At 62.8% G+C, this 12,514-nt stretch carries 14 protein-coding genes and 1 pseudogene; 4 read left to right on the top strand and 11 right to left on the bottom strand.

Going from position 1 to position 12,514, the window contains the following annotated elements; translation table 11 throughout:
- Nucleotides 1-382: 382 nt before the first annotated feature.
- The 4 genes from AC0V8S_RS25310 to AC0V8S_RS25295 form a co-directional block, all read right to left on the bottom strand.
- Nucleotides 383-694, bottom strand: a complete 312-nt coding sequence (locus tag AC0V8S_RS25310; protein ID WP_475434124.1) for a PilZ domain-containing protein — start codon at nucleotides 692-694, stop codon at nucleotides 383-385.
- Between the two features lie 101 nt (nucleotides 695-795).
- Complete coding sequence (locus AC0V8S_RS25305) at nucleotides 796-1,284, bottom strand: NUDIX hydrolase (protein ID WP_475434122.1); 489 nt, start codon at nucleotides 1,282-1,284, stop codon at nucleotides 796-798.
- Nucleotides 1,285-1,494: 210 nt separating this feature from the next.
- Nucleotides 1,495-1,995, bottom strand: coding sequence for a xanthine phosphoribosyltransferase (gpt, locus tag AC0V8S_RS25300; RefSeq protein ID WP_027045568.1), 501 nt, complete (start codon nucleotides 1,993-1,995; stop codon nucleotides 1,495-1,497).
- Nucleotides 1,996-2,096: 101 nt separating this feature from the next.
- The gene (locus AC0V8S_RS25295; protein ID WP_475434120.1) at nucleotides 2,097-3,503 is read right to left on the bottom strand and encodes a pyridoxal phosphate-dependent decarboxylase family protein; all 1,407 of its coding nucleotides are present in this window, start codon (nucleotides 3,501-3,503) and stop codon (nucleotides 2,097-2,099) included.
- A 173-nt stretch (nucleotides 3,504-3,676) separates the two neighbouring features.
- Here AC0V8S_RS25295 and AC0V8S_RS25290 point away from each other — a divergent pair, with 173 nt between their 5' ends.
- Entirely contained in the window at nucleotides 3,677-4,597 is a 921-nt protein-coding gene (locus AC0V8S_RS25290) for a LysR family transcriptional regulator (protein WP_475434118.1), read from the top strand.
- On the opposite strand, the gene AC0V8S_RS25285 is transcribed toward AC0V8S_RS25290, so the two are convergent.
- Nucleotides 4,594-5,427 (bottom strand): universal stress protein, encoded by an 834-nt coding sequence (locus tag AC0V8S_RS25285; RefSeq protein WP_475434116.1) that lies wholly within the window; start codon nucleotides 5,425-5,427, stop codon nucleotides 4,594-4,596. The genes AC0V8S_RS25290 and AC0V8S_RS25285 overlap by 4 nt on opposite strands.
- Before the next feature lie 76 nt (nucleotides 5,428-5,503).
- Nucleotides 5,504-6,247 carry a competence/damage-inducible protein A gene (locus tag AC0V8S_RS25280; protein WP_475434114.1) on the bottom strand — a complete coding sequence of 248 codons (744 nt, stop codon included), beginning with the start codon at nucleotides 6,245-6,247 and terminating at the stop codon, nucleotides 5,504-5,506.
- A 163-nt stretch (nucleotides 6,248-6,410) separates the two neighbouring features.
- Here AC0V8S_RS25280 and AC0V8S_RS25275 point away from each other — a divergent pair, with 163 nt between their 5' ends.
- A complete protein-coding gene (locus tag AC0V8S_RS25275) occupies nucleotides 6,411-7,415 on the top strand; it encodes an alpha/beta fold hydrolase (RefSeq protein ID WP_475434112.1) in 1,005 nt (334 codons plus the stop codon).
- 54 nt (nucleotides 7,416-7,469) lie between these two features.
- Nucleotides 7,470-7,742, top strand: coding sequence for a hypothetical protein (locus tag AC0V8S_RS25270; protein ID WP_475434110.1), 273 nt, complete (start codon nucleotides 7,470-7,472; stop codon nucleotides 7,740-7,742).
- A gap of 79 nt (nucleotides 7,743-7,821) precedes the next feature.
- On the opposite strand, the gene AC0V8S_RS25265 is transcribed toward AC0V8S_RS25270, so the two are convergent.
- The 4 genes from AC0V8S_RS25265 to AC0V8S_RS25250 form a co-directional block, all read right to left on the bottom strand.
- Nucleotides 7,822-8,061: a DUF2188 domain-containing protein gene (locus tag AC0V8S_RS25265; RefSeq protein WP_019857848.1), complete on the bottom strand. Its 240-nt coding sequence runs from the start codon at nucleotides 8,059-8,061 to the stop codon at nucleotides 7,822-7,824.
- Nucleotides 8,062-8,090: 29 nt separating this feature from the next.
- Complete coding sequence (locus AC0V8S_RS25260) at nucleotides 8,091-8,369, bottom strand: DUF982 domain-containing protein (protein ID WP_183465256.1); 279 nt, start codon at nucleotides 8,367-8,369, stop codon at nucleotides 8,091-8,093.
- A 143-nt stretch (nucleotides 8,370-8,512) separates the two neighbouring features.
- Nucleotides 8,513-8,830, bottom strand: a complete 318-nt coding sequence (locus tag AC0V8S_RS25255; RefSeq protein ID WP_475434108.1) for an SH3 domain-containing protein — start codon at nucleotides 8,828-8,830, stop codon at nucleotides 8,513-8,515.
- Nucleotides 8,831-8,973: 143 nt separating this feature from the next.
- Nucleotides 8,974-10,077 (bottom strand): NADH:flavin oxidoreductase/NADH oxidase, encoded by a 1,104-nt coding sequence (locus AC0V8S_RS25250; protein ID WP_475434106.1) that lies wholly within the window; start codon nucleotides 10,075-10,077, stop codon nucleotides 8,974-8,976.
- Nucleotides 10,078-10,236: 159 nt separating this feature from the next.
- On the opposite strand from AC0V8S_RS25250, the gene AC0V8S_RS25245 reads away from it, so the two are divergent.
- Complete coding sequence (locus tag AC0V8S_RS25245) at nucleotides 10,237-10,815, top strand: NUDIX domain-containing protein (RefSeq protein WP_475434104.1); 579 nt, start codon at nucleotides 10,237-10,239, stop codon at nucleotides 10,813-10,815.
- A 27-nt stretch (nucleotides 10,816-10,842) separates the two neighbouring features.
- On the opposite strand, the pseudogene AC0V8S_RS25240 reads toward AC0V8S_RS25245, so the two are convergent.
- Nucleotides 10,843-12,341, bottom strand: a pseudogene (locus AC0V8S_RS25240) (HAL/PAL/TAL family ammonia-lyase).
- Between the last annotated feature and the right edge of the window lie 173 nt (nucleotides 12,342-12,514).

The following is a 12,514-nucleotide window of genomic DNA, read 5'->3' as shown; positions in this document are numbered from 1 at the left end:
CAATTTATTCCAGTCCGACAATTCTCCCTTTCGTCGCCCCACCGCCCCACAATCCCAACGCTTCCGCCGGCCTCGTAAACAGGCGGAAATGCGGGAAAAAACGCACATAGTCCGGGAAAAAGACCGGGCTCAGAACTTTCCGGTCGCACTCTCAACAGGAGCGCATGGCCTATAAAAGGCGACTCGTTTTGCGCCGTCAAGGATTCGTTTGCGTAGCTTTTGTGACCCCAACATCTTGTGTGTCACACATGTGGATAACGGGGATAGAAATGCGCCGCTGCGATTGCCGTTTCGGGCGGCGGACTTGCGGGCCGGCGACCATCAGGAGGTGCTCGTTGGTCGCGGGGCGCAGCAAAAGCCTGTCAGGCTCATGCGCCTTATATCAACCGTAGTGCAGCTTCGGCTTCGGCTCGGTGCCGGTGAACTGTACACCGATCCGATCGTTGCGGCGCCAGCGGACCTCACAGCGATAGGCGACGCCGTCGAGCGGCACATAAAGCAGGAAACGATCCGGAACCCGCGACTCGAGCGGAACTTTCAATTCGGCACCGCCCGCATGCTGGTTGCGTAGCGTAACGGCGATTTCCGAGTTCTGAATCCCGGTGATGACGGAACCGCCCTTGAGCACGCGCGGACGGTGCTCTCGCTTGGAGGCGTCGGTATCTTGCTTAAGTGGGTCTACAGAGTTCGCCATCGATCAATCGCTAGATTGACCGATTCTTAGCGAAGAAAAATTAGCAAACCATTCATGCGGCGGCACATCACATGGTTGTGAATCCGCGCGCAAGATGTCGCTTAGGAGAATCTGTGCGGGTCAGCGCAGAAATAGGCGATGATCTGGCAAAGGTCCGGTTCATTGACCATGCGCACTGCTTCGCTGGAATTGACCCATTTGCGGGTGCGGGAACGCTTTTCCTTCCAGCGATCGGCGATCTTGTCGACGTGCAGCGGAAACACCAGCACCTCGCAAGGCACTTCTTCGCCTGATGCCAGAACCTTGGCATAGAAGTAACGGCCGGCCTCGAGATGGGAGACGCTTCCGCGCAATCCGGCTTCCTCGCCGGCCTCGCGCGCCGCCGCCTCGCAAAGCGGCTCCCTGGCCTCCGGCCAGCCCTTCGGCAACACCCAGCGACCAGTATCACGGCTGGTGATCAGCATGATCTCGACGCCATTTCCGGTATCGCGCCAGGGTAGGGCGGCAACCTGCAGACGGCACGGCGCGGTGCCGAAGAGTCGCCGGACCCTTTCAGCCAGGTGGTTGTGCGTCGTTGGCCTCGTCAACATAGGAGAAGCTAGCCCCAGCCTCCAGAATCGTTTGCCGCCTCACGAATTTACGGCTAATTGTGACCAATAAAAGTAAAAACTTTGATCAGGCTGGCCAATTTCCGCCAACAAGGGTCGATTTCACAGGATAACGTGCCCGGCGGACCCGTTCGCGGAAGCAAATATTGTCATCGGTGACGGCTTAACTGGAAAAAGTCGGCCTGTTGCGAATCAGCCGGCGTGGTCGTCGGCGATCGGCTTCTGATAGGTGAAGCCCATGTCCCAGGGGAAATAGATCCACGTGTCCTGGCTGACCTCGGTGACGAAAGTGTCGACCAGTGGCCGGCCTTTGGGCTTGGCGTAGACGGTGGCGAAGTGCGCCTTGGGCATCATCGCGCGCACGATGCCGGCGGTCTTGCCGGTGTCGGTCAGGTCGTCGATGATCAGCACGCCGGCGCCGTCGTCGGCGAGCAGCGCGGGCGTGATTTCCTTCAGCACCTGCAACTGCCCCTGGCTGGTGTAGTCGTGGTAGGAGGCGACACAGACCGTCTCGATGACACGGATGCCGAGTTCGCGCGCGATGATCGCCGCGGGAACCAGACCGCCGCGCGTGATGCAGACGATCGCTCGCCATTGCCCCTTGTTGGCGCCGGAAAGCCGCCAGGAAAGCGCACGGGCGTCACGATGGAACTGGTCCCAGGAGACCGGGAAGGCTTTTTCGGGAAGGGACATTTTTCGCGCACTCCGCAGCACGCGAAGGCCGCGTGCAAGAAAACAGGGGAATGCGCGCGGAATTAACTGGAAAACCTTGGGCTTGGCAAGTGGCGGGACCTTCAGTCGACAGGCGTGGCTGCTTCCGACTTCAGCACGGAAGTCGCGGCCGCGATTGCCCGCTGGACGTCCTGGTCGCTGGTGCGCCAGTTGACCACGCTGACGCGCATGGCACGGCGGCTGCGCCATGTCGTGCCGGAGAAGAAGGCTTCGCCCGTGGCATTGATTCTTTGAATCGTCTCGTCGGTAAAGACATCGTTTTCGCCAGGTGATGCGCCTGGCCGAACGAAACGGAGCAGGCCCTGATTGAGCGTTGGCCTTGCCAGGATCTCGGCACCCGGCAGTTTACCTATCCCCTCGACGATGCTGGCGCAATGCGCACAGCAGCGATCCACCAGAGCCTCTACGCCGTTGCGGCCAAGTTCCTTGAGCGCGGCGTAGACGGGAACGCCGCGTGCCCGGCGAGAGTATTCCGGATTCCAGTCCAGTTGGTCCCGCGCGATTGTTACCGGCGCGACATAGGAGGCGTTCGATGTCATCGCAGTCCGATGCGCGTTGCGATCCGCGACGACAGCGATACCGCAGTCGAAGGGAACGTTCAGCCATTTGTGGCCGTCGGTCGCCCAGCTGTCAGCCGTTTCCACGCCGTCGAGCAGGTGGCGGTACGTTCGGCTCGCGCGTGCGAAGAGACCGAAGGCGCCGTCGATGTGAACCCAGGCATCAGCCGAATGTGCCATTGGGATCAGGTCCTCGAACGGGTCGCATGCGCCGATGTTCAAGTCGGCGGCATTGAGCACGAGTATGGTCGGCGTGGAGTTTTCGGAAAGCGCACCGTCGAGAACCGCAGGAGAGACTCGCCCGTCCCCGTCCGTTTTCAATTGTTCAATGGCATTGTGGCCGATCCCCAGAAAGCGCACCGCGCGGTCTATGGTGACGTGCCGCTGGTCACTCGTGAGGACTCTGATTTCAGGGGCTCCAAACAGCCCGTCCTCTTCCACACTCCAGCCGACGCGCTTGAGGAGCGCGGCTCGCGCAGCCGCAAGGCTCGTCATGTGCGCCATCTGGCAGCCGCTGGTGAAAGCAAAGGAGGCGTCCCGCGGCAGATCGAGCAGTTCCTTGATCCATTCGCCAGCTGTCTCTTCGATTACCGCGGATGCAGGACTGGCCGAATAGAGCGCTGCGTTCTGATCCCAGGTGGCAACGAGCCAGTCGGCCGCGAGTGCGGATTCCAGCCCACCGCCAATCACCCAGGCGAAGAAGCGTCCACCCGCGCTGCCATGCATGCCTGCATCGGCGTCTCGGACAAGTGCACAGATCACGTCCTGCGCACTGCTGCCATCGGGCGGCAATGGACCGGCGAAGCATTGCTTGAGGTCCGATAGGCCGGCCGTGGCGGCCACCGAACGATCGTCCAGTCCGTCGATCCATGCTCGTGCAGCGTGGTATGCGAGATTGAGCGCCGTATTCATCGAATGGACCTCTCCAAGCAATAGCGATGCACGGGCGCCGATAGCCGCCCACCTGTCCGTCGAGCCGGATCGGTCCGGTTGGATCACTCAGTTTGGCCGATGCTGATTGCTCCGAGAAACGAAAAGGATTTACATTCATCGTCAGCTAAATTGGCGAATTGGGGCTGCCACTCATGTCGAACAACGCACGGCCGGACGCGGGTGTTCTGTTAGCGCTGGACAATGTGCTCCTGCGTACTCTGATGGCAGTTGTCGACACCGGCAGCTTCGTCGGCGCTGCCCGAATAGTGCATCGCACGCCGTCGGCCGTCAGCATGCAAATGAAGCGACTCGAGGCGCAGATCGGACAGCAGGTCTTCGTGCATCAGGGGCGATCCATAGCGCTGACACCAGCAGGAGAAGCGCTTCTGACCTACGCGCGGCGCGTCCTTGGGATCGCTGAAGAAGCGGTGGCGCGGTTCAACCGCCTGTCGCAGGGGCGCGCAGTGCGACTGGGAATGACGGAAGAATATGCCGTTGCGTTCCTTCCCTCGGTTCTCGCCAGCTATGCGACCGCGTACCCCCTGGCGGAAATCAACGTGACCTGCCGCGTGAGCAGCTTGGTGTCGCGGATGCTGGATGAAGGCGAACTGGATGTTGCGCTCGTGACCGCCGGCGCGACAGGTCGAACTGGATCACCCGAGACGGCTATCCACAGAGACCGGCTTGTATGGACCGGCCTTGCGCATGGGAGTGCCCACTTGCGTCGTCCGCTGGCAGTCGCCGCAGGTCCGACGAGTTGCGTGTGGCGCAAGGTAGCCATCGACGCGCTCGACGCAGCCGGCATCTCTTATCACATCGTTTGTACAAGCGAGAACCTTACTGGTCAGCTCGCCCCGGTGCTGGCTGGGTTGGCGGTCGCGCCGCTGCCAATTGCGGCCTTGTCGGGCGAACTGGCGCCGTTCGGGCCGGAGCATGGTCTTCCATCCATCGGTTACTACGATGTCGCTTTGCGACGCAGCCCTCACGCGGCGGATGACCTGACTTCCGCCGTTGTCGACCATGTCGGGGCGTACTTCGCCGCGCGCCAGAGATCATCGATCCACGCAACCTAACGCGACAGGAAAGCCGCCACCTGTGCCGTGCGCAGCACCGTGCGCGTCACCCCGCCGAACAGCAGCTGGCGCAGCCAGGAATGGCTGTAGGCACCAAGCACCAGGAGATCGGCACCGCTCTCGGCGACCCGGTTCTGGATCATGTCATCGACCGAGGTGCCGCCCGATTGCAGCACCGAGACGCTGACATTGGCGCCGTGGCGCGACAGGGCCGATGCGATTTCGGCGCCGGCGGCCTCCGGGCTTTCATCGAGCGTGTCGGGCGGATCGATGACCAATATGTCGGTTTTCTCGGCCTCGATGATGAAGGGCAGGGCGTCGAAGGCGGCGCGCGCGGCCTCCTTGCTGCCGTTCCAGGCGAGCAGCACACGCTTGAAAGTGGTGACCAGCGGACCCGCGCTCGGCACCACCAGCACCGGGCGGCCGGCATCATAGACCAGCGTGTCGACATCGGCGCTCGGGTCGCCACCGGTCTCGCGCTGGGCGGCGATGATGAGATCGGCGGCGCGCACGCTCGAAATGCCGGTCAGCGCGCTGTCGCCGGAAAAGCTCTCCAGGCTGCGCCACTCGAAGGAGAGGCCGGAATCCTCGATGCGCCGGAGAAAGACGGCCTGCAGCTTGTCGGCCCGCTCCCGGTTCATGTCGGCCGACACCTGCAGGAACTCGGTGTCCGGGAAGCCGGTCGCCGATGTGTAGGGCACCGGAAGCGCCTCGGCATGGATGCCGATCAGATGGCTCTCGAAGCGGCCGGCGAGCGGAATGGCGCAGTCGAGCACGCGCTCGGCGTCCTGCTCGTTCTGCAGAATGGCAACGATGGTCTTGAAGCGCATGATGATCCCTCAATCTGGCGAGCCTTCAATCTCGCGTGCAAGGAAACGTTGCGGCGCCGCGCTTGGTTCCGGCGGCTCAACTCGCCTTGGCGGCGAAACCCGCCACCATCGCCTCGACGTCGGCGCGCGCGGCGTCAAGCGCCTCCTGGCAGCGGGCGCGAACGACCAGTTCGGTCCAGAACTTGCCGTCGCCATATTTTGGATAGGAACCGATGATCGTGTCCGGATGCGCCTTCTGGATCTCACCCAGAGGTCCGCCGACAAGGCCTTCGCCGAACGGACAGTGCACCGTCGCCGACAGCATCTTCGTGCCGGTTTTCAGCGTCGGCACGACATTGTCGAGCATGGCCTGGAAAATCGAGGGCACACCGGCCATGACATGGACGTTGCCGATGCGAAAACCGGGCGCTACCGACACTGGGTTGTCGATGTGGTCGGCGCCGCGCGGCATCCGCGCCATGCGCTTGCGCGCCTCGGTGTATTCGATGCCGCGCGCCGCATAGCTTTCGCCCAGCATCGCATAGGCCTTGGCGTCGTATTCGCAGGGCACGCCGAACGCCTTGGCGATCGAATCGGCTGTAATGTCGTCATGCGTCGGGCCGATGCCGCCGGTGGTGAACACGTAGGTATAGCGCGCGCGCACGGCATTCACCGCAGCTATGATCTCGTCTTCCTCGTCGGGAACGATGCGCACTTCCTTCAGGTCGATGCCTACAGCCGTCATGATATCGGCGAGATGGCCGATATTCTTGTCCTTGGTGCGGCCGGACAGAATCTCATCGCCGATGACGAGCATGGCGGCGGTAACGATTTCAGGCATGGAAGACTCCGGCAGGACGGGGTCGCCTGAGATAGCGCGGCGCGTGGCCGTCGGCAATGCCACCGGGCGGTGAGCATCCGCACTTGGACCCGCCCGTTGCGATGCGAGGTTGCAGCACGACCGGATGCGGGTAAGCTCAAACCGGTTCTGGTCCGGGTGAACAATGCTGATATCGATCCTGTCATGGCTGCTGGCCCTGTTGTTGCTGCTGGCGGTGCTGGGGATCGCGTGTCTGGTGCTGGCGACGCTGTGGATTGCGGCGAAGGCGCAAAGACTGGTGCCGCCGGTCGGAAAATTCGTCGAGATCGACGGCAACCGCATCCACTATGTCGATGTGGGCGAGGGCAGGCCGATCGTCTTCCTGCATGGACTTGGTGCGCAACTCCATCACTTCCGGCACACTTTGTTCGGACATTTCGGCCCGGGCTACCGGCTGATCGCGCTTGATCGTCCGGGATCGGGCTATTCGGTGCGCGCGAACGGCGCCACCGGCCGGTTGCCCGAACAGGCAGAATTGGTGCGCCGCTTCATCGAAAAATTGGGACTGGAAAGGCCGCTGGTGGTGGGTCACTCGCTGGGTGGCGCCATTACGCTGACCCTCGCCGTGGAACATCCCGAGGCGATTTCGGGCATCGCCTTGCTGGCGCCGTTGACGCATCTGGAAACCAGGGCACGCCAGCGGTTCGACCTGCTCTACATTCCCTCACGCCTGCAGCGCTGGGTCATGGCCTACACAGTGGCGATACCCCTGAGCCTGCGCTATGCGCGGCAGACAATGGAATTCATCTTCGCGCCGCAGGCTTTTCCGGCGGACTACATGGTTGACGGCGGTGGCTGGCTCGGGCTGCGGCCTGCCCATTTCGAGGCGACATCGGCCGATGTCGTGGCCGTCGAACAGGATCTCGGCCGCATCGAGCTGCGCTATGGCGAGATCGCCATGCCGGTCGGCATCCTGTTTGGGGCCGCCGACCGCGTCATCGACATCCGCGTCCATGGCGAGCCGATGCGCGGCAAGATCGACGGGCTCGATTTCGAACCCGTCGACGGCGTCGGCCATATGCCGCAGTTCGTCGAGCCGAGGCGGGTGATTGGTTTCATCGAGCGGATTGCCGCCCGCGCGTTTGCATCACCACAGCCTCACGACAATTTCAATGAACCAACCGGCTGACTGCCGGGTTTACCCCGTGTCGCACCCAAGGCGACCAAGACACGGAGTAATGCAATGTACAGGAAATTTCTCGCGACATCGGTTCTGACGATCGGTCTCGCCACATCGGCGATGGCCCAGTCATCCGACGGCACATATTCCAACCGTCACAGCTGGTGGCCGTTCGGCAACGGACAGTCTTCAAGCGTCGACCAGAACACGACCGGAAGCATCAATGGCGACACCCTTGGCAATCCTGGCGACCCGGCAGGACCTTGTGCCTATAGCTCGGCCGGTCCTGATGCGAACCATCAGGGAAATGTAAACGACCAGTACTGCGGTAAATAGTCGACCGAGGGCTCGCAACTGGCCACGAGACGTCCCTCTCTCCAGACGTCCGTGGCCTGCGGCCTTTTTAGCGGTAAAATTAGTCGGAGACCTCGGTCTGCGGCCGGTCGCGGCCATCGGCCAATTCCTCGTGCCATTTGCCGTCGGCATCCTCATACTGGATGCCGTCCGTGGCGCCTGCCACCTGCTGCTCGGCCGAAGCGATCTCGGCGGCGCGCAGCGCGTCCTGATGGGTGGGAAATGTCTCCGAGAAGGTCGAACCGACCTTGTAGGCCCAGCCGCCGTCATGCTCGACGATCTTGTAAGTCAGCTTCGCCATCAAAACCTCCGGTTGAAAGGTCCGCCTGCTCAATGCAGCCGGTCGTCGGAAAGCCTGTCGTCGGGCACCAGCACTTCCGATTCCCTGGCGGCCTCAATCAATGCCCGTCGCGCTTCCGCTGTCGAACGATAACCTTCCAGCACTTTGAGGCAAGTGTCGAGGGCATCCTGATGGCGTGGGCCGCGATTGAGCGGCCACACCGTCATCAGGCACTCCGCCGCTTCCTGGGTGCTGCGGATATGGCGATATTTGCCGACATGGCCAAGTTCGACCACGACCGGCGTTTCAAAAGGTTTGTTGTCCATCATGGCCGCAACGCAAAACAGCCAATTTGGTTGCAAAAGTGGCGCGGAACCTGCGCCCAAAAGTCGCGTCGCGTCTGTGACGCGCTTTGTTTGACGCATGCCGTTGTCCAAAACCGGATCCACGTTTGGGTACATGCATCGGCGTCTCAGTAGTCGCAATCGTTGCGCAGCCATCGCGCATTGGCCCAGCCGGTCGTGCCGCCGATTTCGACCTGATACCAGTTGCCGCGCCGGTCGAAGATCTCGACGTGATCGCCATTGAACAGCTGGCCGATCATCCGCGATGACGAGTTCGGCCGTGTCCGCACGGCGAGAAAGCCGCTGCCGGTGGCCAGATTGTAGCGGCCGGACAGGCCGTGCACCGTCCCCTCGCAATATTGCGCGACGCTCGGCGTCGACGCACCGAGCCAAAACCCGGCCACGGCCATAAAAGCTGCAGCCGGCAAGAATGCCCTGAACGACATCATCTCCTCCCAAGCCCGGCCGCGCCCGCCGCAGCCTCACCCAGCGTAACAGTTTGCAGCCAGAATTGAAGCGGGCTGTTGCAAACGGGCCGGGTAGGATCGCGCCGAGATCAGGGGGCCCCGGCATTAGGAGAATGGCCCGATCAGCCCGCCGCCTTCATCCAGTGCTCCATCGTCGTCACCGAGCGGGCGAGCTGCGGCGCCGGATGGATCTTTTCGCTGAATGTGGCGGCCGCACGCCAGCCCCAGCGCGGATCGGCGAGAAAGGCGCGCGCCAGCGCCACCATGTCGGCGCGGCCCTCGGCGATAACAGCCTCGGCCTGCTTCGGATCGTCGATCAGGCCAACCGCGCGGGTCGGGATGCCGGCGCCCTTGCGCACGGCTTCCGCCAGATGCACCTGATAGCCGGGGCCGGTGGGCAGTTTCTGCAAAGGCGAATTGCCGCCGCTGGAGCAGCAGAGATAGGCGACACCCTCGGCCTTCAATACCTTCGCCACCTCGATCGCGTCCTCGACGTCAAAGCCACCGTCGACCCAGTCTTTCACCGACAACCGCGTTCCAAGCATCAGCTTCGGCACTGCCTTCTTCACCGCCCTGGCGATTTCGACGACAAGGCGCATCCGGTTTTCCAGCGAGTCGCCCCAGCGGTCCCTGCGCTGGTTGGACAGCGGCGACAGGAACTGGAAGATCAAATAGCCGTGTGCGGCGTGCAGTTCGATGAAGTCGAAGCCGGCGCGTTCGGCCCGCCTTGCGGCTTCGGCGAACCGCTCGATGAGCTGCAGGATTTCCTCGTCTTCCAGCGCGTGCGGCACGTTCCAGCCGGTGTCATAGGCGATGGCCGAGGCCGAGACGGTCTGCCAGGGATCCTCGTTCGGCTGCAGCGGCCCGCCGCCTTCCCAGGGCTTGCGGTTCGAGGCTTTGCGACCGGCGTGCGCCAGCTGCGTGCCGAATTTCGTTCCCGGTGCGGCGACGCGCCGTGCGGCATCCAGTGTGCGGCGCGCAGCGGCTTCGTTGTCGTCGGAGTAAAGTCCGAGGCAGCCATGGGTGATGCGCCCGCGCCGCTCGACATCGGTCATCTCCACCGTGACCATGCCGGCGCCGGACATGGCCAGGTTCATCCAGTGGTAAAGATGCCAATCGCTGGCGCAGCCGTCCTCGGCGGAATACTGGCACATAGGCGCGACGGCGATGCGGTTGGGGAAGCTCAAGCCGTCGAGCGTGATCGGCTGGAAAAGCGATGTCGTCATGAAAGGACTCCGGGAAGGGAACGCGCTATTTAGGCAACGGAGCTTTCCCATACCACACACGAGAGGGTGAAGCGCGCTCTGGACCAATGGCTGCCCCAATTGCGCCGGCGCCGGTTCGCGGCTACGCCTGCGCCCGGCAGCAAAATACCGAGGTATCCAATGGAAGATCGCATTCGCATCCGCTCGGAAGAGGTTCTTTCCGACGACTGGGCGGTGTTGAAGAAGACCGTGCTCGACTATCGCCGGCGCGACGGCCAGTGGGAGACGCAGATCCGCCAGACCTATGATCGCGGCGATGGCGCGGTGATCCTGCCCTACGACCCCCAGCGTTCGACGGTGCTTTTGGTGCGCCAGTTCCGCTATCCCGCCTATGTGACCGGCCACCGCGAACCGCTGATCGAGGCCTGTGCGGGGCTGCTCGACGAAAACGATCCCGAAACCGCCATCCGCAAGGAGGCCGAGGAAGAACTCGGCTACCGCTTGAAGGACATCGAGCGGCTGTTTTCGCCTTACATGAGCCCGGGCAGCGTCACCGAGCGGCTGTGGTTCTTCGTTGCCCGCTATTCGCCCGCCGACCGCATCTCGGCCGGCGGCGGCGCGCCGGAAGAGGGCGAGGACATCGAGGTATTGGAAATGCCGCTCGACGAAGCGCTGGCCGGCATTGCCGACGGCCGCATCGTCGATGCCAAGACGATTATCCTGATCCAGCATCTGAAATTGTACCCGATGAAGGCCTAATTTCTCGAAGCTCGCCGGGCATTTGCCTTACGGCTGCGGACAGGCCGGCACGTCCATTTCGCGGATGAAGTTGCGCAAGGTCTCCATGTCCCGGGACAGAGGCCGATCGTCGGAATAGTGGGCGATTTTTTCCCGGACCATTTGATAGATGGCATCGGTACCGGGCGCACGAGTACCGCGCTGTGCCAGAAAATCATGGGCCTGCGCGGCTGCCATGAGTTCGATCGCCAGAATGTATTCGGCGTTGTCGATAACCGCCAGCAGCTTGTTGGCCGCGACGGTTGGATGAGCAAGAAAATCCTCTTGCAGGCCGGATGTGACGCCGCCGTCGGTCGCCGCCGGGGCGGCCAAACGCCGATTGACGTTGCTGAGCGACGTGGCCGTGTATTGGGCGATCATGAAGCCGGAATTGGCTCGTCCTCATCGGCAAGGAAGGCCGGCAGATTGTTGACAAGCGGATTGACCAGACGATCGATCCGACGCTCGCTCATTCCAGCCACCTGCGCCAAGGCGATGGTCAGGCCGTCGGCGGCCTGGCCGAGGGCGGGCGCTACCGCATGCGCCTCTGAAACGACCTGAGGATCGTTCAAAGACCCGAATACCGCGGGATTGTCGGTGACGGCAGCCAATTCGCGGTCGACCAGCTCGGCGGACCGGTCCAGCACCTCCCGGGCGGCGCCATGAACATGCGGCACGGCGCGAAGACTGAGGGCGTCTTGCGTGCGACTGCCGTGGGCGAGCGCAATAAGTTCGCTGCCATGAAGCCACCCACGCAGCGATTTGCCCACGCCCTGAATGCCGGGTGAGGGTCTCATGGCCAAGATCTGTTCGCCAAAAGCCGGCATTTGTGCGCCTGCGGCTTCAAGCGTCAAAGCTGCCGCGGCGTCAGCCCATCCCAGCAAACGCTCCGCGCGCTGCACGGCGATGCTTGTCAGGCCGGTTGCGCAGGCGGTGCCATTGACGAGGCTCAAGCCTTCCTTGGCGCCAAGCTCCAAGGGCTCCAGACCCATTTCAGCCAGGGCCTCGAGCCCGCTCATCGAGCGGCCTGCCACGGTTGCACTGCCTTCACCGATCAGGACCAGCGCTACATGCGCGTTGTGCGTCAGATAGCCGGCCGAACCCCGGGACGGCACGTCGGGAACGCAGTCGCGCTCGATAAAGGTGAGCAAATTACGAACGATCGCAGGGCTCACGCCCGAATGGCCATGCGCGAAATTCGCCACTTGAGCGGCAATGATGGCGCGCACGCCGCGTCCCGGCACGAGGTCACCGACGCCGCACGCGTGACTGCGAATGATGTTGCGCGACAGTTTCTTTTGCAGGGCAGGCGCCACGACCTTGCTTGCCAAGGCGCCGACCCCGGTATTGACGCCATAGGCGCGGATGCCTTTTTCGACGATGGCCGCTACGATCTGGTGCGCAAAAGCGATCCTCTCCCACGCTGCCTGGCTAAGCGCCAGGGATTCGCCTTCGCTCACCCGTGCGATATCGCGCCAGCTGGCGTTTCTATCTATCGTTATTGTCATTGCCCGTTCCGAAATAGCTTTGCGAATGCGCAGGCGCTGTTGGCTCGCCCGAAAGGCGGCGTGAGATCCTGCTTCGGCTCCTTACCGCACAATCGCGGGCATAATGGCGATGGAATTGCCGACTGATGCGACTGCAGCGACGTCGTCGGCAATAAAAGCCATGCCGCCTGCGA

Source organism: Mesorhizobium oxytropidicola (assembly GCF_056174625.1).
This window is presented reverse-complemented; position numbering and strand designations above follow the sequence as displayed.